Source organism: Streptomyces sp. NPDC031365 (assembly GCF_055569765.1).
This window is the reverse complement of sequence record NZ_JBVIIM010000002.1, coordinates 450798-466462: the sequence shown is the minus strand read 5'-3', so window position 1 is coordinate 466462 and position 15665 is coordinate 450798. Positions and strand designations below refer to the sequence as shown.

At 71.5% G+C, this 15665-nt stretch carries 16 protein-coding genes; 9 read left to right on the top strand and 7 right to left on the bottom strand.

Annotation, left to right across the window (positions count from 1 at the left end):
• Window positions 1–136: 136 nt before the first annotated feature.
• On the top strand, window positions 137–1546 hold the full coding sequence (gene glnA / locus ACZ5C2_RS04785; protein ID WP_468786546.1) for a type I glutamate--ammonia ligase: 1410 nt from the start codon (window positions 137–139) through the stop codon (window positions 1544–1546).
• A 104-nt stretch (window positions 1547–1650) separates the two neighbouring features.
• On the opposite strand, the gene ACZ5C2_RS04780 is transcribed toward glnA, so the two are convergent.
• Entirely contained in the window at window positions 1651–2085 is a 435-nt protein-coding gene (locus tag ACZ5C2_RS04780; protein WP_468786544.1) for a VOC family protein, read from the bottom strand.
• A gap of 125 nt (window positions 2086–2210) precedes the next feature.
• Between ACZ5C2_RS04780 and ACZ5C2_RS04775 the strand changes: the two genes are divergently transcribed.
• A complete protein-coding gene (locus ACZ5C2_RS04775; protein WP_468786542.1) occupies window positions 2211–2468 on the top strand; it encodes an SCO2583/SCO2584 N-terminal domain-containing protein in 258 nt (85 codons plus the stop codon).
• Window positions 2469–2501: 33 nt separating this feature from the next.
• Here ACZ5C2_RS04775 and ACZ5C2_RS04770 read toward each other — a convergent pair whose 3' ends face one another.
• The 6 genes from ACZ5C2_RS04770 to ACZ5C2_RS04745 form a co-directional block, all read right to left on the bottom strand.
• Window positions 2502–5066 (bottom strand): FtsX-like permease family protein, encoded by a 2565-nt coding sequence (locus tag ACZ5C2_RS04770; protein WP_468786540.1) that lies wholly within the window; start codon window positions 5064–5066, stop codon window positions 2502–2504.
• On the bottom strand, window positions 5063–5833 hold the full coding sequence (locus tag ACZ5C2_RS04765; protein ID WP_468786538.1) for an ABC transporter ATP-binding protein: 771 nt from the start codon (window positions 5831–5833) through the stop codon (window positions 5063–5065). Before ACZ5C2_RS04765 ends, ACZ5C2_RS04770 begins: the two co-directional genes overlap by 4 nt.
• A 23-nt stretch (window positions 5834–5856) precedes the next feature.
• Entirely contained in the window at window positions 5857–6294 is a 438-nt protein-coding gene (locus tag ACZ5C2_RS04760) for a hypothetical protein (RefSeq protein WP_468786536.1), read from the bottom strand.
• Between the two features lie 170 nt (window positions 6295–6464).
• Entirely contained in the window at window positions 6465–7139 is a 675-nt protein-coding gene (locus ACZ5C2_RS04755; protein WP_468786534.1) for a response regulator, read from the bottom strand.
• A complete protein-coding gene (locus ACZ5C2_RS04750; RefSeq protein ID WP_468786532.1) occupies window positions 7139–8386 on the bottom strand; it encodes a sensor histidine kinase in 1248 nt (415 codons plus the stop codon). Before ACZ5C2_RS04750 ends, ACZ5C2_RS04755 begins: the two co-directional genes overlap by 1 nt.
• A gap of 153 nt (window positions 8387–8539) precedes the next feature.
• Window positions 8540–8854, bottom strand: coding sequence for a hypothetical protein (locus tag ACZ5C2_RS04745; protein WP_468786530.1), 315 nt, complete (start codon window positions 8852–8854; stop codon window positions 8540–8542).
• 231 nt (window positions 8855–9085) lie between these two features.
• Between ACZ5C2_RS04745 and ACZ5C2_RS04740 the strand changes: the two genes are divergently transcribed.
• From ACZ5C2_RS04740 to ACZ5C2_RS04710, 7 genes are all read left to right on the top strand, one after another.
• Complete coding sequence (locus ACZ5C2_RS04740; protein WP_468786528.1) at window positions 9086–9445, top strand: ArsC/Spx/MgsR family protein; 360 nt, start codon at window positions 9086–9088, stop codon at window positions 9443–9445.
• Window positions 9446–9555: 110 nt separating this feature from the next.
• Window positions 9556–10221, top strand: a complete 666-nt coding sequence (locus tag ACZ5C2_RS04735; protein ID WP_468786526.1) for an RlpA-like double-psi beta-barrel domain-containing protein — start codon at window positions 9556–9558, stop codon at window positions 10219–10221.
• Between the two features lie 343 nt (window positions 10222–10564).
• The gene (gene glnII, locus ACZ5C2_RS04730; protein WP_468786524.1) at window positions 10565–11593 is read left to right on the top strand and encodes a glutamine synthetase; all 1029 of its coding nucleotides are present in this window, start codon (window positions 10565–10567) and stop codon (window positions 11591–11593) included.
• A 282-nt stretch (window positions 11594–11875) separates the two neighbouring features.
• Window positions 11876–12436 (top strand): winged helix-turn-helix domain-containing protein, encoded by a 561-nt coding sequence (locus tag ACZ5C2_RS04725; RefSeq protein WP_468786522.1) that lies wholly within the window; start codon window positions 11876–11878, stop codon window positions 12434–12436.
• Window positions 12437–12508: 72 nt separating this feature from the next.
• Window positions 12509–13519 carry an SDR family oxidoreductase gene (locus tag ACZ5C2_RS04720; protein WP_468786520.1) on the top strand — a complete coding sequence of 337 codons (1011 nt, stop codon included), beginning with the start codon at window positions 12509–12511 and terminating at the stop codon, window positions 13517–13519.
• Window positions 13520–13588: 69 nt separating this feature from the next.
• Window positions 13589–14854 (top strand): sensor histidine kinase, encoded by a 1266-nt coding sequence (locus ACZ5C2_RS04715; RefSeq protein ID WP_468786518.1) that lies wholly within the window; start codon window positions 13589–13591, stop codon window positions 14852–14854.
• A complete protein-coding gene (locus ACZ5C2_RS04710) occupies window positions 14839–15492 on the top strand; it encodes a response regulator transcription factor (protein ID WP_468786516.1) in 654 nt (217 codons plus the stop codon). Before ACZ5C2_RS04715 ends, ACZ5C2_RS04710 begins: the two co-directional genes overlap by 16 nt.
• Window positions 15493–15665 lie beyond the last annotated feature (173 nt).

Here is a 15665-nt window from a genome sequence, read left to right as displayed (position 1 = left end):
GTTAACTTGTGCGAAACAAATGGGTCACGCACGAGAAATGACCCGTCCCTAGGGTCGAGTGCAGCGTGTGCCACCCGCACTGGCCGCACGAACGATCTACCACCCCGGCGGGACGGTCGGGAGTAGGAGGAGCTGGATGTTCCAGAACGCCGACGAGGCCAAGAAGTTCATCGGGGACGAGGACGTCAAGTTCATCGACGTCCGGTTCTGCGACCTCCCGGGTGTGATGCAGCACGTCACCGTGCCGGCGGAGGCGTTCGACCCGGACGAGGAGCTGGCGTTCGACGGCTCGTCGATCCGTGGTTTCCAGGCCATCCACGAGTCCGACATGTCGCTGCGCGCGGACCTGTCGACCGCCCGGGTGGACCCGTTCCGCCGCGACAAGACGCTGAACATCAACTTCTTCATCCACGACCCGATCACGGGCGAGCAGTACTCCCGCGACCCGCGCAACGTGGCCAAGAAGGCCGAGGCCTACCTGGCCTCCACCGGTATCGCCGACACCGCGTACTTCGGCCCGGAGGCCGAGTTCTACGTCTTCGACAGCGTGCGCTTCAAGACGTCCGAGAACGAGTCCTTCTACCACATCGACTCCGAGGCGGGCGCCTGGAACACCGGTGCGCTGGAGGACAACCGCGGCTACAAGGTCCGCTACAAGGGCGGCTACTTCCCGGTCCCGCCGGTCGACCACTTCGCCGACCTGCGTGCCGAGATCTCCCTGGAGCTGGCCCGGTCCGGCCTGAAGGTCGAGCGCCAGCACCACGAGGTGGGCACCGCCGGCCAGGCGGAGATCAACTACAAGTTCAACACCCTCCTCGCCGCCGCGGACGACCTGCAGCTCTTCAAGTACATCGTGAAGAACGTCGCCTGGCGCAACGGCAAGACCGCGACCTTCATGCCGAAGCCGATCTTCGGTGACAACGGTTCGGGCATGCACGTCCACCAGTCGCTGTGGGCGGGCGGCGAGCCGCTCTTCTACGACGAGCAGGGCTACGCCGGCCTGTCGGACATGGCCCGCTACTACATCGGCGGCATCCTCAAGCACGCCCCGTCGCTGCTGGCCTTCACCAACCCGACGGTGAACTCCTACCACCGTCTGGTGCCGGGCTTCGAGGCCCCGGTGAACCTGGTGTACTCGCAGCGCAACCGCTCCGCCGCGATGCGTATCCCGATCACCGGCTCCAACCCGAAGGCCAAGCGCGTCGAGTTCCGCGCCCCGGACGCCTCCGGCAACCCCTACCTGGCCTTCTCGGCCCTGCTCCTCGCGGGCCTGGACGGCATCAAGAACAAGATCGAGCCGGCTGAGCCGATCGACAAGGACCTCTACGAGCTGGCTCCCGAGGAGCACGCGAACGTGGCCCAGGTCCCGACCTCCCTCGGCGCCGTCCTCGACCGCCTCGAGGCCGACCACGAGTTCCTCCTCCAGGGCGACGTCTTCACGCCGGACCTGATCGAGACGTGGATCGACTTCAAGCGCCAGAACGAGATCGCCCCGCTCCAGCTCCGCCCGCACCCGCACGAGTTCGAGATGTACTTCGACGTGTGATCCCGCCCCGGGTCGGAGCGGGTGAGCGCTCTCCCGGTCCGTTGTCGGCGGCCGGCTTCTCCCCCGGGAGGAGCCGGCCGCCGACTTCTCCCCCGGGACGATCCTCAGTCGAGACAGAACTCGTTGCCCTCGATGTCCCGCATCACGATGCACGACTCGTAGTCGGCGTCGGCGACCATCACCCGCTCGCACACCGCGCCGAGCCCGACCAGCCGTGCGCACTCGGCCCGGAGCGCGGCAAGCCGCTCCTCCCCCTCGAGTCCGGTACCGACCCGCACATCGAGGTGCACCCGGTTCTTGACGGCCTTCCCCTCCGGCACACGCTGGAAGAACAGCCGCGGACCCGCTCCCGACGGATCGACGCAGGCGAAGCCCTGCCCCTGGTGCTCGGGCAGCAGCGACCGGTCGTACTCGTCCCACGTGGCGAAACCCTGCGGCGGCGGCGGCACGACGTACCCGAGCACCTCGCACCAGAAGCGGGCGAGGCGCTCGGGTTCCGCACAGTCGAAGGTGACCTGGAACTCCCTGATCGATGACATCGGCGCACCATAACAGCGGGACCCCGGAAGGCTCCGATGCTTTTCGGCTGTCCGGAAAACTTCCCTCCGCTCGGGCGGGGAGGGATCCTTGATCCGACACTGCTGTTCGAGAGAAGGTCACGGGGATGTCCGAAAGACACGAAGAGGAGCGGGAGTTCGACATCAAGTGGGCGGACGGCGCCGTGCACAAGGAGCCGTCGGCGCGGGCCCGGATGCTCGCTGCCCGCTGGAAGGACAACCCGCCCGGACCGGTCCCCTTCCGCGCCGACCCGGAGCACCGGGGATCGTCCGGCCGGTCGTCGTGGGTGTCGACGGCCGTGGTCCTCGGCTGCGTCGCCGCGGTGATCGTGCTGCTCGGCTACGTCAACTTCCGCCCGTACTGACGCACGCGGCGCCGGCCCCGGGCCCCTCTCCGGCTACTCGGCCCGGGCGACGGCGACCGTCGGCGAGGTCCGGGAGGCCCGGAGGGCGGGCACCATGCCCGCGGCGGCGGTCACCAGGACGAGAGCGGTGAAGACCGCCGCGAGTTCCCCGGCCGGCACGCTGAACGGGGCGCTCGTCTCGGCGACACGGACCACCAGCCAGGAGTACGGCAGGGCGAGGGCCAGACCGAGAACTCCGCCCAGTACGCCGTAGAGCGCGCACTCCACCGTGACCATGCGGTGCACGGCCGCTCCACCGAGGCCCAGGGCCCGCAGCAGCCCGAACTCGCGCTTGCGTTCGACGACGGTGAGGCTCGCCGTGGTCGCGACTCCGGCGACCGCCACCAGGACCGTCAGCCCCAGCACCATGATCACTGTCGTGGCCATCGTCCGCAGGTCGTCCGACTCACCGGCCTGTCCCGCCGAGTCCTCGGCGACGATCCGGCCGTCGCCGCGCCGCGGACCGGTCAGCGTGTCGGTGATGGCCCGCTGCGCGCGTATCCGCCCCTGGGCGCCGTCCCCGGAGGCGTTGGCGGTGACCGCGGTGGGCGCGGCGTCCGCTCCCATACGGGTGAGGTCCGCGGCGGGGACGAAGAAGTCGCCGCCGTAGGGACCGGCTCCGGGCAGTGTCGCCGCCACGGTGAGCTGGACGGGGCGTCCTTCGAACGTCAGCGTCACACGGTCGCCGGCCCGGACGCCCAGCCGGTGGGCGTGGTCGGCGTCCACGACGACGTGGGCGGGTGCGAGGTGGTCGAGGGAGCCGGTGCGGGCGGTCAGGCTCACGCCGGAGCGGACGGTGCCGAGGTCGAGGTCGGAGACCGTCGCGCTGTGGGTGCTCTCGACGACCTCCGCCGTGCGGAACGCGGTCACGCCGGCGAGTTCGGGGTGGGAGGTCAGATCGGCGGCCAGCGACCGGTCCAGGGTCCCGCTGTCTCTCGCGTACAGGCGGAAGTCGGCGGGGGCCTCCACCGCCTGCCGGTACCGCTCGTAGGCGTTCAGGGAGGCGAGGCAGGTCAGGGTCGAGCCGACCAGGCAGACACCGAGGGCGACGACGACCGAGACTGACGCCGCCCGGCCCGGCGCACCCCCGACTCCCGCGACCGCGAGGCGGCCGGCCGCACCTGTGCGGCGCAGGGGCACGGCGACGGCCGACAGCACCGGCCGGACCAGAAGGGGGCCGAGGGCGATCAGGGCCAGGAACGCCAGCCCGCCCGAGAGCACCACGACGGTCAGCGCCGCGAACCGGTCGTACTCCGTGTCGCCCGGCTGGGGCAGTCCGGCGTACTGCTGCCGGGCGAGGAGCGCGGCTCCCGCCGCACACAGCAGGCCCAGCAGGGTCCGGCCGATGCCGTGCGCCGTGCCCTCCCCGGACGCCGCGCTGCGCAGGGCCTGCAGCGGGGAGACCCGGGAGGCGGTCAGGGACGGGGCCAGGACCGCGAGGACCGCCAGGAGGCCGGTGCCGAGCACGGTGAGCACGGCCTCCGCCGGCGGGAGGTGGGACGGGACGGACAGGTCGTGCCCGAACCGTCCGGCGACCGCGGGGACGAGCAGCCCGCAGCCCCAGGCCGCCAGCACCCCGGTCGCGCCGGCCAGCAGTCCGACCACCGCTCCTTCGGCGACGAGCGCGGCGGCGAGCCGGCGCGGGGTCGCCCCGATGGCGCGCAGCAGCGCCAGCTGGCGTACGCGCCGTGCGAAGACGATGCGGAAGGTGGAGGTCGCGACGAGCACGGCCGCACCGACGGCGACGGCGAGGAACACGGTGACCAGTTCAAGGGTGTCCTTCGCCTCCGTCACCGCCTGGCGCGCCTCCTCCTCCCGCACCTCGTCCCCGGACCGCACCTGTGCTCCGGGCACCGCCTGCCGGATCCGCTCCGCCGGCTGCGCCGGGTCCACCGACGCGGAGGACGCGGTGTCGGTGCGGATGTCGACGCGGGAGTAGCCCGACGCGCCGAGCAGGTCCCCGATGCGGGGGCCGGGGGCGTACCCCGTGGGCTCCGCGTCATTCGTGGCGGTGCTGCGGACGATGCCGCTGACCTCGACCGTGACGCGTCGGGTGGTGTCGCCGTCCGGTTCGGGCTGCAGCAGGATGAGCGACGAGCCCGGGGCGAGATCGTATTCGCGCGCGGCCCGCGTGTTGACGGCGAGCCGGCCCGGCCCGGAGGGGTACGTGCCTTTGATCAGGCGGACTTCCGTCAGGGGCCCGGTGCCGGGGTCCGCGGACAGGGCGAGGTAGCGTTCGACGGCGCTGCCGTCCAGCGGGGTGCCTCCGTCGAGCCGGCCGACGGCCTCGGTGACTCCGGGCGTCCCGCGGATCTCGCGGAGGCGGTCCTCGCCGATGTCCTCCCCGCCACCGGGCTCGACCACCAGCGACACCGCTTCGGGTGTTCCGCGGAACTTCTCGACGACGGTCGCGGTGATGATCTGCTGGGCCATGACGGTCCCGAAGACGACGAACGCGGCGATCAGCAGCGACAGTCCGGTCGCCGCGAACCGTCCGGGACGCCGCAGGAGTTCCGCCACCTGGGAGCCCAGGACGGTCGCGCGCCAGGGGTTCCTCATCGCCGCCTCGCCCCGATGCCGGTGACGAGTGCGGCGGCCCGCCCGAAGGGGGCGGTGTCCTCGTCCTGGACGACGCGTCCGTCCGCGAGGGTCAGCACCCGGTCCGCGTAGCGCGCGGCCGCGGGGTCGTGGGTGACCATCACGACCGTCTGGCCGAGCTCGTCGACGGACCGGCGCAGCATGGTGAGGACTTCCGTGCCGGCCCGGGAGTCGAGGTTGCCGGTGGGTTCGTCGGCGAAGACCACGGCCGGCCGGGCCACCAGTGCCCGGGCCACGGCGACCCGTTGCTGCTGGCCCCCGGACAGCTCCGCGGGGCGGTGCGACATCCGGTGGGCGATGCCGAGGACCTCGCAGAGGTGGTCCACCAGGTCGCGGTCCGGGCGGCCGCCGGACATGGTGACGGGCAGCACGATGTTCTCGTAGGCCGTCAGCTGCGGCAGCAGGTTGAAGGATTGGAAGACGAACCCGATCCGCTTCCGGCGCACCCGGGTCAACTGCCGGTCGGACAGCCCGGTGATCTCCGTTCCGTCCAGGACGATGCTGCCGGAGGTGACGGTGTCGAGTCCGGCGACGCAGTGCATCAGGGTCGACTTGCCCGACCCGGAGGGGCCGACGACGGCGGTGAAGCGGGCGCGCCGGACGCCGACGGACACCCCGTCGAGGGCCCGCACCTCGGCGGTGCCCTGACGGTAGGTCTTCACCAGGGCGGTGGCGGTGATGACGTCGTCGTCCGGTGTGTGGCCGCGGGCGGCGGTGTGGACGGCCATGGGGGCGGTTCTCCCGATCCGGGTCAGGCGCCGAGCGGCGGCATGGACAGGGTGACGCCGGAGTCCGAGCAGTGTCCCCGCGCCTCTTCCTGGAGGTTCTTCACGTCCTTCGGGGACGGCGCTTCGGGGGACTTCTGAGCCGTCGCGAGCGCCCAGCCCTCGTACTGGGAGATCTTCGCTCCGAGGTAACCGTCCTTCATCTGCGCGCGGCGCTCGTCGCCGGTCTTCTTCCACCACTTCTCCGCGTCCGGCGCGGGGCCGGTGGAGATCTCCTCGGCCTCGGTGATGATGCGCTGCGCCAGCCGGCAGTCGTCGGCGGACGCCTGGCTGAGCTCGTCGCGGTCCAGCCACCAGTAGCCCGCCCCGGCGACCAGGGCCCCGGCGATCACGGCCGTGGCCGCGCCGACGACGAGACGGTTCCGCTTACGGTTCGGCGCGGTGGTGGTGGGGGTGGTGTTCATCGGGTCCTCCAGTGTCTTCTCGGCCGCGTTCGGCGACAGTGAGAAGTCTGGATTCCGGCGGCCCGCCGGACATCGGCCACGGATCCGAGATCGGCCGCGGCTGATCTGGCACACCGGACGGGGTGGTTCCTGCACTCCCGGGGGCAGAACCCGGGGGCGCTTGTGCCCCCTCAGGGGGAGGGACGGACCAGCCCGGACTCATAGGCGAACACGACGGCCTGGGCACGGTCCCGCAGGTGCAGTTTGGCCATGAGGTTGCCCAGGTGTGTCTTCACCGTGGCCTCCGCGACGTACAGGTCCGCCGCGATCTCGGCATTGGACAGCCCCCGGGCGACCAGGGCGAGCACGTCCCGCTCGCGCGCGGTGAGGACGTCCAGCCGTTCGGCCTGTCCGTTCGCCGGCGCCAGCCGGTCCGAGACCCGGTCGAGGAGCAGCCGGGTGATGCGCGGCGCCACCACCGACTCCCCCGCGGCCAGGACCCGGATGGCGTTCACGACCTCCGTGGCCGGGGCGTTCTTCAGCAGGAAGCCGCCGGCTCCGGCGCGCAGGGCGGCGAAGGCGTCGTCGTCGTTGTCGAAGGTGGTCAGCACCAGCACGCCGGGCGGATCATCCCACCGCATCAGCTGCTCCGTGGCCTGGATGCCGTCCATGACGGGCATGCGGATGTCCATGATGACGACGTCCGCCTCGACCTTGCGCAGCAGGTCGAGGGCGTCCGCCCCGTTCTCCGCCTCACCGACGACGTCGATGTCGTCCTGACCGGCCAGCACCATGGAGAAACCGGCCCGGATCAGGGGCTGGTCGTCCACCACGACCACCCGGATCGGTCCGCCTGCCTGTGTCATCACTTCGTCCTTGTCGGAATCGAGGCACGTACGTGCCATCCGCTGCCGAGCCGGGGGCCGGCCTCGAAGGTGCCGCCGGCGAGCTCCGCCCGCTCCCGCATCCCCACGAGTCCGTTCCCTCCGGAGCGACCGCCGACGCCGCTGCCCGCGAGGGTGCCCGCTCCGTCGTCGGTCACGTCGATCAGCAGTGTGCCCTGCTCCTCGTGGAGCCGGATGTCGACCCCGGCCCCGGCTCCGGCGTGGCGGAGCACGTTGGTGAGGCACTCCTGGACGATGCGGAAGGCCGTCATCTCCTCCGCCGGCGACAGCCGTCCCTCACCGACCTCGACCGACACGTCCACCGTCAGTCCGGCGGCCCGTGCGCGGTCGGCGACGACCTCGACCTCGTCGAGGGTGACCAGGCGCCGTGGCGGGCCGCCGTCAGTGGAATCCGGGGTGCCGGAGTCCGGGTTTCCCTCGCGCAGCACCCGGACGATGCGGTGCATGTCGTCGATGGCGTCCCGCCCCGTGGCGGCGATCGTCTTCAGCGCGGACTCCGCCATGTCCGGCGACTTGCGCAGCACGGACCCGGCGCCGTCGGCCTGCAGGATCATCACGGCCAGGCTGTGCGCCACCACGTCGTGCAGTTCACGGGCGATCTCGGCCCGCTCCCGGGTCGCGGCCAGCCGGACCCGCTGTTCCTGTTCCCGCTCGGCGTGCCAGGCACGGGCCGCCTGGCTCTCGGCGTAGAGGCGCCGTGTGTGCAGGGCGAAGGCCGTCAGCCAGACCGTCAGCGTCAGTCCCCAGAAGATCAGGAGCATGTCGGGATCGACGAACGGCTCGATGCCCAGAGCGGGCATCCCCACCGTCCCGGCCGCCGTGGCCAGCAGCACCGCGGCGCCCGCGAGATACGGCATCCAGGTGGTCCGGGAGTGGTGGACGACCGACATCATGGCGAACAGCACGGCCACGTTGTACGAGGCGGGCGCCGAGGCCAGCTCGAAGTCGGGCAGATCGGACAGGGCGAACTGGACGGCGCTCAGCGCCAGCACGACCGCCATCACCGTGCCGGGGAACCGCCTGCGGGCCAGCAGGCTCAGTGCCATCAGTCCGCCCAGGAGCAGGTCGTAGTCGGCGCTGTAGTACTCCGCCGCCGCCAGGACCACCAGGGCGATACCGATGTCGCAGGTCCGGGCGACGGCGCGTCCGTACCGGCCGGACAACGTCATCCAGGACGACGGGAACTGGACCGTCCTCTGCTCAGCCAACCGTCGTGCCTTTCGTCTCCGGCAGGGGCGCGGCCGCGCGGCCCACCAGTACAAGTAGGGGCGGCGCACGGCGACTTCGGGGGTGGGGGTGGTGTGCCCGCACCCGCCCATAGTGCCTCAGCGCGCGGCAGGCGTGCGGCACCGGTCCCGCTCTCAGCGGTTGTAGCGCATGAAGGCGCGCACCATGTGGCACGTGGTGTCCGACGGCGGGTGGACGCCGATCAGCGCCGCCGTGGTGCGGATCTTCTCGTTGCGGGCCTGGCCCGGCAGGTAGACGCCGGAGTCGAGCAGGGCGATGGCGAGCCGCATCGCCTTGAGCCGGCGGTTGTGCGTGACGTACCAGTCCCGCGGGCGGCCCGGGGGCAGCGGGCGCTTCTCCATCGGGGCGCACGGCGTTTCGAGTCGTACGGGACGCTTCGCGGTGGACTGGGTGGGCAGGGGCTTCGACTTCAGTGCGGCAGCGGGCACGGGCATCCTCCTGTCGCGGTCGGGGCGGCCCGCCGAGGTCCACGACGACCCCGGCGATTCCCTCGAACACTGCTTCCAGTCTACTGCCCGCCACTGACATTCAGCAGACCTTCCCAGGCCAATAAATGCGCTGGTGGGCAAGGGTTTTGTCGTTGCGTCACAGCACTCCCGCACGACTCGCGCGACATGCGTTTAATTCGAACATCGAGGTGACGGCGTACGGTGTCCGGCATGGAGATCTGGATCAACCCGGCCTGTTCCAAGTGCCGTAGCGCCATCAGCCTGCTGGATGCCGAGGGGGCCGAGTACACCGTCCGCCGGTATCTGGAGGAGGTGCCGAGCGAGGACGAGATCCGTGCGGTGCTGGAGCGGCTCGGGCTGGAGCCGTGGGACATCACGCGGACCCAGGAGGCCGAGGCGAAGGAACTGGGGCTCGGGGAGTGGGCGCGGGACGCCGGCGCGCGGGACCGCTGGATCGCGGCGCTCGCCGCCCGTCCCCGGCTGATCCAGCGGCCGATCATCACGGCCGACGACGGAACGGCGGTCGTGGCACGCACCGAGGACGCCGTTCGGGACGCCCTCTCCCGCTGAACAATCCTGTGACGCAGGCCACTTCGGCGACTTGGCCGGGCGGCTGAGCAACTCCGTTCGGTATCTCGTACATAGCGGCGTACGCCCCCCTACCGCTTCAGGAGGCGCGCATGTCGCGCAGGAGAACCCTCGGTCCGAAGAAGAAGCTCGCGCTGCTGCTGAGCGCCGCCACGGTGGCGGGAGGCGGCGCCTTCGTCATGGCGACCACGTCGAATGCCAGCCCGCCCTCGGCCACCACCAAGTCGGCGGCGGACTCGACCGTCTGTCAGGGGCTGGCCACCGCGCTCGGCAACAACGAGAAGTTCATCGAGGGCCAGCGGGCGGCGCCCGACGCGCAGTCGGAGGCGCGGATCGCCAACCGCGAGGCGGTCATCGCCCAGATCCAGCGCCAGCAGGAGGCGTCCGGGTGCACGGTTGGGGAGTCGGCTCAGGACTCCCGGACCGCGCAGCCGGAGCAGCCCGCCCCCTCGCAGCCCGCCCGGAACGACCAGGGCGAACAGGCCGCCGGCGAGGGCGCGGCGGCCTCCGGTGAGCAGGTGTGCAACGGGTCGACCGTCACCCTCTCCGGTGAGGACGGCGCCCCGGCGGCGTCCAGCGACCGGTTCCCGGCCGGGACGAAGCTGAAGGTCACCAACCTGGACAACAACAAGTCCACGACGGTGGAGGTCACCTCGGTGTCCGGCAGCTGTGTGCTGCTCAACAACGCGGCCTTCGAGCAGGTCCGTGAGGCCGGCAAATTCCTGATCCGCCGCGCGGTGATCGAGAAGGTGGGGTGAGGTCCGGATTCCCTCCGGAGGGGCCCGCTGCTCACGGTCCTCGCAACTCCCACGGATCGCGGGTGTCGCGAGGACCGTCAGAGCCCAAGGAGCGGCGGGCCTCGTCACGTCCACTCGCATACGGTGGGTCTTCTTCGCGTCCCCTCACCTCACCGTGCCCTTCCCGCGCAGGCTCACAGAGCGGGCAGGGGCACACCGGTGTCCGGTAACACGGGGTTCACATGCGGGCAATGGCCGGGAAATCGCCTGTTGACAGGCTGCGTGACATCGACGGCGGCGCCCCAGTGCCGCAGCGCCGCAGCACCCGCACAAGCGCCAGACCCACCCCCGAAGGATGTGGACCGTGAGCTTCAAGGCCGAGTACATCTGGATCGACGGCACCGAACCGACCGCCAAGCTGCGTTCCAAGACGAAGATCCTGGACGACGACGCCAAGGGCGCGGACCTGCCGATCTGGGGCTTCGACGGGTCCTCCACCAACCAGGCCAAGGGCCACGCCTCCGACTGCGTGCTCAGCCCGGTCTTCGTCTGCCCGGACCCCATCCGCGGCGGTGACGACGTGCTGGTGCTGTGCGAGGTCCTGAACACGGACATGACGCCGCACGAGTCCAACACCCGTGCCGCGCTGTCCGAGGTCGCCGAGAAGTTCGCCGCCCAGGAGCCCGTCTTCGGCATCGAGCAGGAGTACACCTTCTTCAAGGGCGCCCGCCCGCTCGGATTCCCCGAGGGCGGCTTCCCGGCCGCGCAGGGCGGCTACTACTGCGGTGTCGGCTCGGACGAGATCTTCGGCCGGGACATCGTCGAGAAGCACCTCGAGAACTGCCTGAAGGCGGGTCTCGGCATCTCCGGCATCAACGCCGAGGTCATGCCGGGCCAGTGGGAGTTCCAGGTCGGTCCGCTGGCCCCCCTGGCGGTCTCCGACCAGCTGTGGGTGGCCCGCTGGCTGCTCTACCGCACCGCCGAGGACTTCGAGGTCTCCGCGACCCTGGACCCGAAGCCGGTCAAGGGGGACTGGAACGGCGCCGGCGCGCACACCAACTTCTCCACCAGGGCGATGCGCGAGGACTATGCCGCGATCATCACCGCGTGCGAGTCGCTCGGTGAGGGCTCCAAGCCGCTCGACCACGTCAAGAACTACGGCGCCGGCATCGACGACCGCCTCACCGGTCTGCACGAGACCGCCCCGTGGAACGAGTACTCCTACGGCGTCTCCGACCGCGGCGCCTCGGTGCGCATCCCGTGGCAGGTCGAGAAGGACGGCAAGGGCTACATCGAGGACCGCCGCCCGAACGCCAACGTGGACCCGTACGTGGTGACCCGGCTGATGGTCGACACGTGCTGCACCGCGCTGGAGAAGGCCGGCCAGATCTGATCCGCACCGCACACGACGCGAGGGGCGCCCGCCAAGGAAGGTGGGCGTCCCTTGCGTCGTCTGCTTCAATGGGGGCATGGTCGGCTACCGGAAGTGCGACGCGACGGGTCGCGGTGACCTCGAGCCGTTCTGGCCTTCCCGTCAGCACCACGATTTCGACCGGGTCTGTTGTCGCGCGACGAACGCGCCGGCCCTGTAACGCCCGGAACCCTTCCCGGCCTTCGGCCGCCGCGCACCGCGTACGTCCTCGACGAACCCCTCGCGCGAAAGAGCTGACGTCTCATGGCGACCACCCGTTCCCTGCCCTCCACCGCTCCTGCCACCCCTGCCGCTTCCGCCCCTCCCCGCCTGCGTGCCGTCGACCGGGACGAGACGGTGACGGTTGCGGATCTGCTGCCGCCCGGTGCCACCTGGCTGCCCGCGCCGCCGAACGCCGTGCCCGTACTGCCCGGGCAGCCCCCGATGATCGGCTACCTGGTGCTGGTCCCCGCCGACCGGCAGCCGCCGATCCCGGTGGCGGTACCGCGGCCGGCCGGGACCCCCGACGACGACCCGCTGATACGGGTCGATCCCGTCCGGCGCACCGCCGAGGTGGACGGGCGCCCGCTCGCCCTGACCTACCTCGAGTTCGAACTGCTGGCCCATCTCGTGGCCCACCCGCACCGGGTGCACACCCGGGACCGGCTGGTCGGCACGGTGTGGGGCCACGGCCATGTCGGCGACGGCCGCACCGTCGACGTCCACATCGCCCGGCTGCGCCGCAAGCTGGGCCCCGGGCACCGGGACACGATCCGCACGGTGCGCCGGGTCGGCTACACGTACGTTCCGCCCGCCGGACGCTGAGCGCCCACGGCCCGGTCTGCCGACAGCAGATTCCCGTTCCCTCACGCCGCCCGGCCGGGCAGAGTCGCCCGTATGAGACTTCTGTTGCTGGGTGGTACGGAGTTCGTGGGCCGGGCCGTCGCCGAGGCGGCCGTGGGACGGGGCTGGGAGGTGACCGTCTTCCACCGCGGACGGCACGAGGCACCCCCGGGGGTACGGACGCTGCTGGGCGACCGCACCGCGCTCGACGGTCTGGCAACGCTCGACGGGGACCCCGGCCAGTGGGACGTCGTCGTCGACACGTGGTCGGCCGGGCCGCGCGCGGTGCGGGACTCGGCGCGGCTGCTGCGGGGCCGCGCCGGGCGGTACGTGTATGTGTCGAGCTGCTCGGTGTACGAGTGGGCCCCGCCCGCCGGGTACACCGAGGCGGCTCCCGTGGTGGAGGGCGCCTCCGCCGACGCGGACCACGCGGACTACGCGCGGGACAAGCGGGGCGGCGAACTGGCCGCCGTGGACGCCTTCGGTCCGGGCCGGTCGGTGCTGGTGCGGTCCGGGCTGATCCTCGGGCCGTACGAGAACGTGGGGCGGCTGCCCTGGTGGCTGGACCGGATGGCACGCGGCGGTCCGGTCCTCGCACCGGGTCCGCGTGAGCTGCCGCTGCAGTACGTCGATGTGCGCGACCTCGCACAGTGGATCCTCGGTGCGGCCGAGCAGGGGCTGAGCGGGCCGTACAACCTCGTGTCCCCGCAGGGGCACACCACGACGGGTGAGCTGTTGGAGGCGTGTGCGGCCGTGACCGGGAGCACGGCCGAACTGCGGTGGACCGCGCCGGAGGTGATCCTCGAAGCGGGCGTCGAGCCGTGGACGCACCTGCCGGTGTGGGTGCCGCCCGGCAGCGATCTGCACGACGCGCTGCACTCGGCGGACGTCTCGCGGGCGGTCGCGGCCGGGCTGAGCTGCCGTCCCGTCGCCGAGACCGTGGCCGACACCTGGGCCTGGCTGCGGGACATCGGCGGCACCGCGCCCCAGCGCCCGGACCGGACCGCCAAGGGGCTCGATCCGGAGGTGGAGGCGAAAGTGCTGGGGATCGCCGGAGGGGTGTAGGCAGCACCACCGCCGGACAGGGGGTCCGGCCCAGTGTCCCGGCCGTCCGGCTCGGCCAGACTGAGGCCCATGGCCATCAACACGAAGAGCGGGAACGGGTGGAACGGGGTGCAGGGCCTGGCGCTCACCGCGGTACGGGGGCTGGTGCTGTCGCTGGTGTCGTTGCCGGGAGCGGTGCTGTGCTTCGTCCTGTCCATCGTGTCCCTCGCGTTGGTCCCGGCCGGAATCGGCATCGTCACCACCCCGTACGTGCTCAAGGGCGTACGGATGTTCGCGAACTGGCGGCGAGTACTGGCGGGTGAGTGGGGTGGGGTGTGGATCCCGGCGTCGTACAGGCCCCTGCCGAAGGAGGAGAATCCGTGGGGGCGGACGTTCGGGATGCTGGGCGACCCGGCGACCTGGCGGGACCTGCGGTGGCTGCCGGTCGACATGACTGCGGGTTTCGTCACCGCGCTGCTGCCGTTCGTGCTGCTGGTCTACCCGCTGGAGGGGTTCGCGCTGGCGATGGGGCTGTGGCGGGCCATGCCCGACGGGTACTGGTACGGCTTCGTGCCGGTCTCCGGCCAGGCGTCCGCGCTCGGCGCCGGCGTCCTCGCCCTCGTACTGCTGTTCTTCGCGCACTTCTTCGCCGTGCGCCTGCTACGGGTCCACTTCCTGCTCACCCGGGCCGTCCTCGGGTCCCACCGGACGGAACTGGCCGAGCGGGTGCGGGTGCTGACCGAGACCCGCAGGGACGCCGTGGACACCTCCGCCGCCGAACTGCGCCGCATCGAGCGGGACCTGCACGACGGGGCGCAGGCGCGGCTGGTCGCCATGGGCCTGGACCTGGGGACGATCGAGGCGCTGATCGAGAAGGACCCGGCGAAGGCGCGTGAGCTGCTGGCGCACGCCCGGCAGTCCTCGGCCGAGGCGCTGACCGAGCTGCGGGAGCTGGTGCGCGGCATCCATCCTCCGGTGCTGGCCGAGCGCGGACTCGGTGACGCGGTGCGGGCACTGGCGCTGCGGCTGCCGGTGACCACGGAGGTGAACGTGGAGCTGCCCGGGCGGGCGGAGGCGCCCGTGGAGTCGGCCGCGTACTTCGCGGTGAGCGAGGTGCTCACCAACGCCGTGAAGCACTCCGGCGCGGACCGGATCTGGGTCGACGTGCACCATGCCGAGGGCCACCTGCGGGTGACGGTCACCGACAACGGCCGGGGCGGCGCGGTCATCGGCGCCGGTTCGGGCCTGCCCGGAGTCGAGCGGCGGCTGGGTACATTCGACGGCGTCCTCGCCGTCGGCAGCCCCGCGGGCGGCCCCACCATGGTCACCATGGAGATCCCTTGCGCGTTGTCCTAGCCGAAGACCTGTTCCTGCTGCGCGACGGACTCGTCCGGCTGCTCGAAGCACACGACTTCGAGATCGTGGCGGCAGTGGAGTCCGGGCCCGAGCTGTCCCGGGCGCTGGCCGAGCGGGAGCCCGACGTCGCCGTGGTCGACGTACGTCTGCCGCCGACGCACACCGACGAGGGACTGCAGTGCGCGCTGGAGGCGCGACGCAGGCGGCCGGGGCTGCCGGTGCTGGTGCTCTCCCAGCATGTGGAGCAGCTGTACGCGCGGGAGTTGCTGGCGGACGGCAGTGGCGGGGTGGGCTACCTGCTGAAGGACCGGGTGTTCGACGCGGAGCAGTTCGTGGACGCCGTCCGGCGGGTGGCGGCCGGCGGTACGGCGATGGATCCGCAGGTGATCCAGCAGTTGCTGGCGCGGCAGTCGGGCGGCGACCGGCCGCTGGCACGGCTGACGCCCCGGGAGCTGGAGGTCATGGAGCTGATGGCGCAGGGGCGGACCAACGCGGCGATCGCGGCCAGGCTGGTGGTGACGGAACGGGCGATCGCGAAGCACACCGCGAACATCTTCGCCAAACTGGGACTCGAGGTCTCGGACGACGACAACCGGCGTGTGCTGGCGGTCCTCGCGTATCTCGACCACGGCCGGTGAAACCGTCCACCCGCTCCTTCACTCCGGGTGGCGATCAGCAACTGCCGGTATTGCAGGTGCTGTTGAAACCCGTGCGTCCGTACTGACTTCTCATCGATTTCCGAGGCGGGTGAACACCCGTGGGGCGCCTCCCGTACTCAAGGGAGCCGCTTCACTCCTGTCGGGCCGCTCAA

Excerpts from the sequence above, each read along its gene's own strand:
- ACZ5C2_RS04770 (WP_468786540.1), bottom strand. The coding sequence starts at position 5,066 with ATGAGGAACCCCTGGCGCGCGACCGTCCTGGGCTCCCAGGTGGCGGAA.
- ACZ5C2_RS04740 (WP_468786528.1), top strand. The coding sequence starts at position 9,086 with ATGGAGATCTGGATCAACCCGGCCTGTTCCAAGTGCCGTAGCGCCATC.
- ACZ5C2_RS04725 (WP_468786522.1), top strand. The coding sequence starts at position 11,876 with ATGGCGACCACCCGTTCCCTGCCCTCCACCGCTCCTGCCACCCCTGCC.
- glnA (WP_468786546.1), top strand. The coding sequence starts at position 137 with ATGTTCCAGAACGCCGACGAGGCCAAGAAGTTCATCGGGGACGAGGAC.
- ACZ5C2_RS04765 (WP_468786538.1), bottom strand. The coding sequence starts at position 5,833 with ATGGCCGTCCACACCGCCGCCCGCGGCCACACACCGGACGACGACGTC.
- ACZ5C2_RS04715 (WP_468786518.1), top strand. The coding sequence starts at position 13,589 with ATGGCCATCAACACGAAGAGCGGGAACGGGTGGAACGGGGTGCAGGGC.
- ACZ5C2_RS04755 (WP_468786534.1), bottom strand. The coding sequence starts at position 7,139 with ATGACACAGGCAGGCGGACCGATCCGGGTGGTCGTGGTGGACGACCAG.
- ACZ5C2_RS04775 (WP_468786542.1), top strand. The coding sequence starts at position 2,211 with ATGTCCGAAAGACACGAAGAGGAGCGGGAGTTCGACATCAAGTGGGCG.
- ACZ5C2_RS04760 (WP_468786536.1), bottom strand. The coding sequence starts at position 6,294 with ATGAACACCACCCCCACCACCACCGCGCCGAACCGTAAGCGGAACCGT.
- ACZ5C2_RS04735 (WP_468786526.1), top strand. The coding sequence starts at position 9,556 with ATGTCGCGCAGGAGAACCCTCGGTCCGAAGAAGAAGCTCGCGCTGCTG.
- ACZ5C2_RS04780 (WP_468786544.1), bottom strand. The coding sequence starts at position 2,085 with ATGTCATCGATCAGGGAGTTCCAGGTCACCTTCGACTGTGCGGAACCC.
- ACZ5C2_RS04720 (WP_468786520.1), top strand. The coding sequence starts at position 12,509 with ATGAGACTTCTGTTGCTGGGTGGTACGGAGTTCGTGGGCCGGGCCGTC.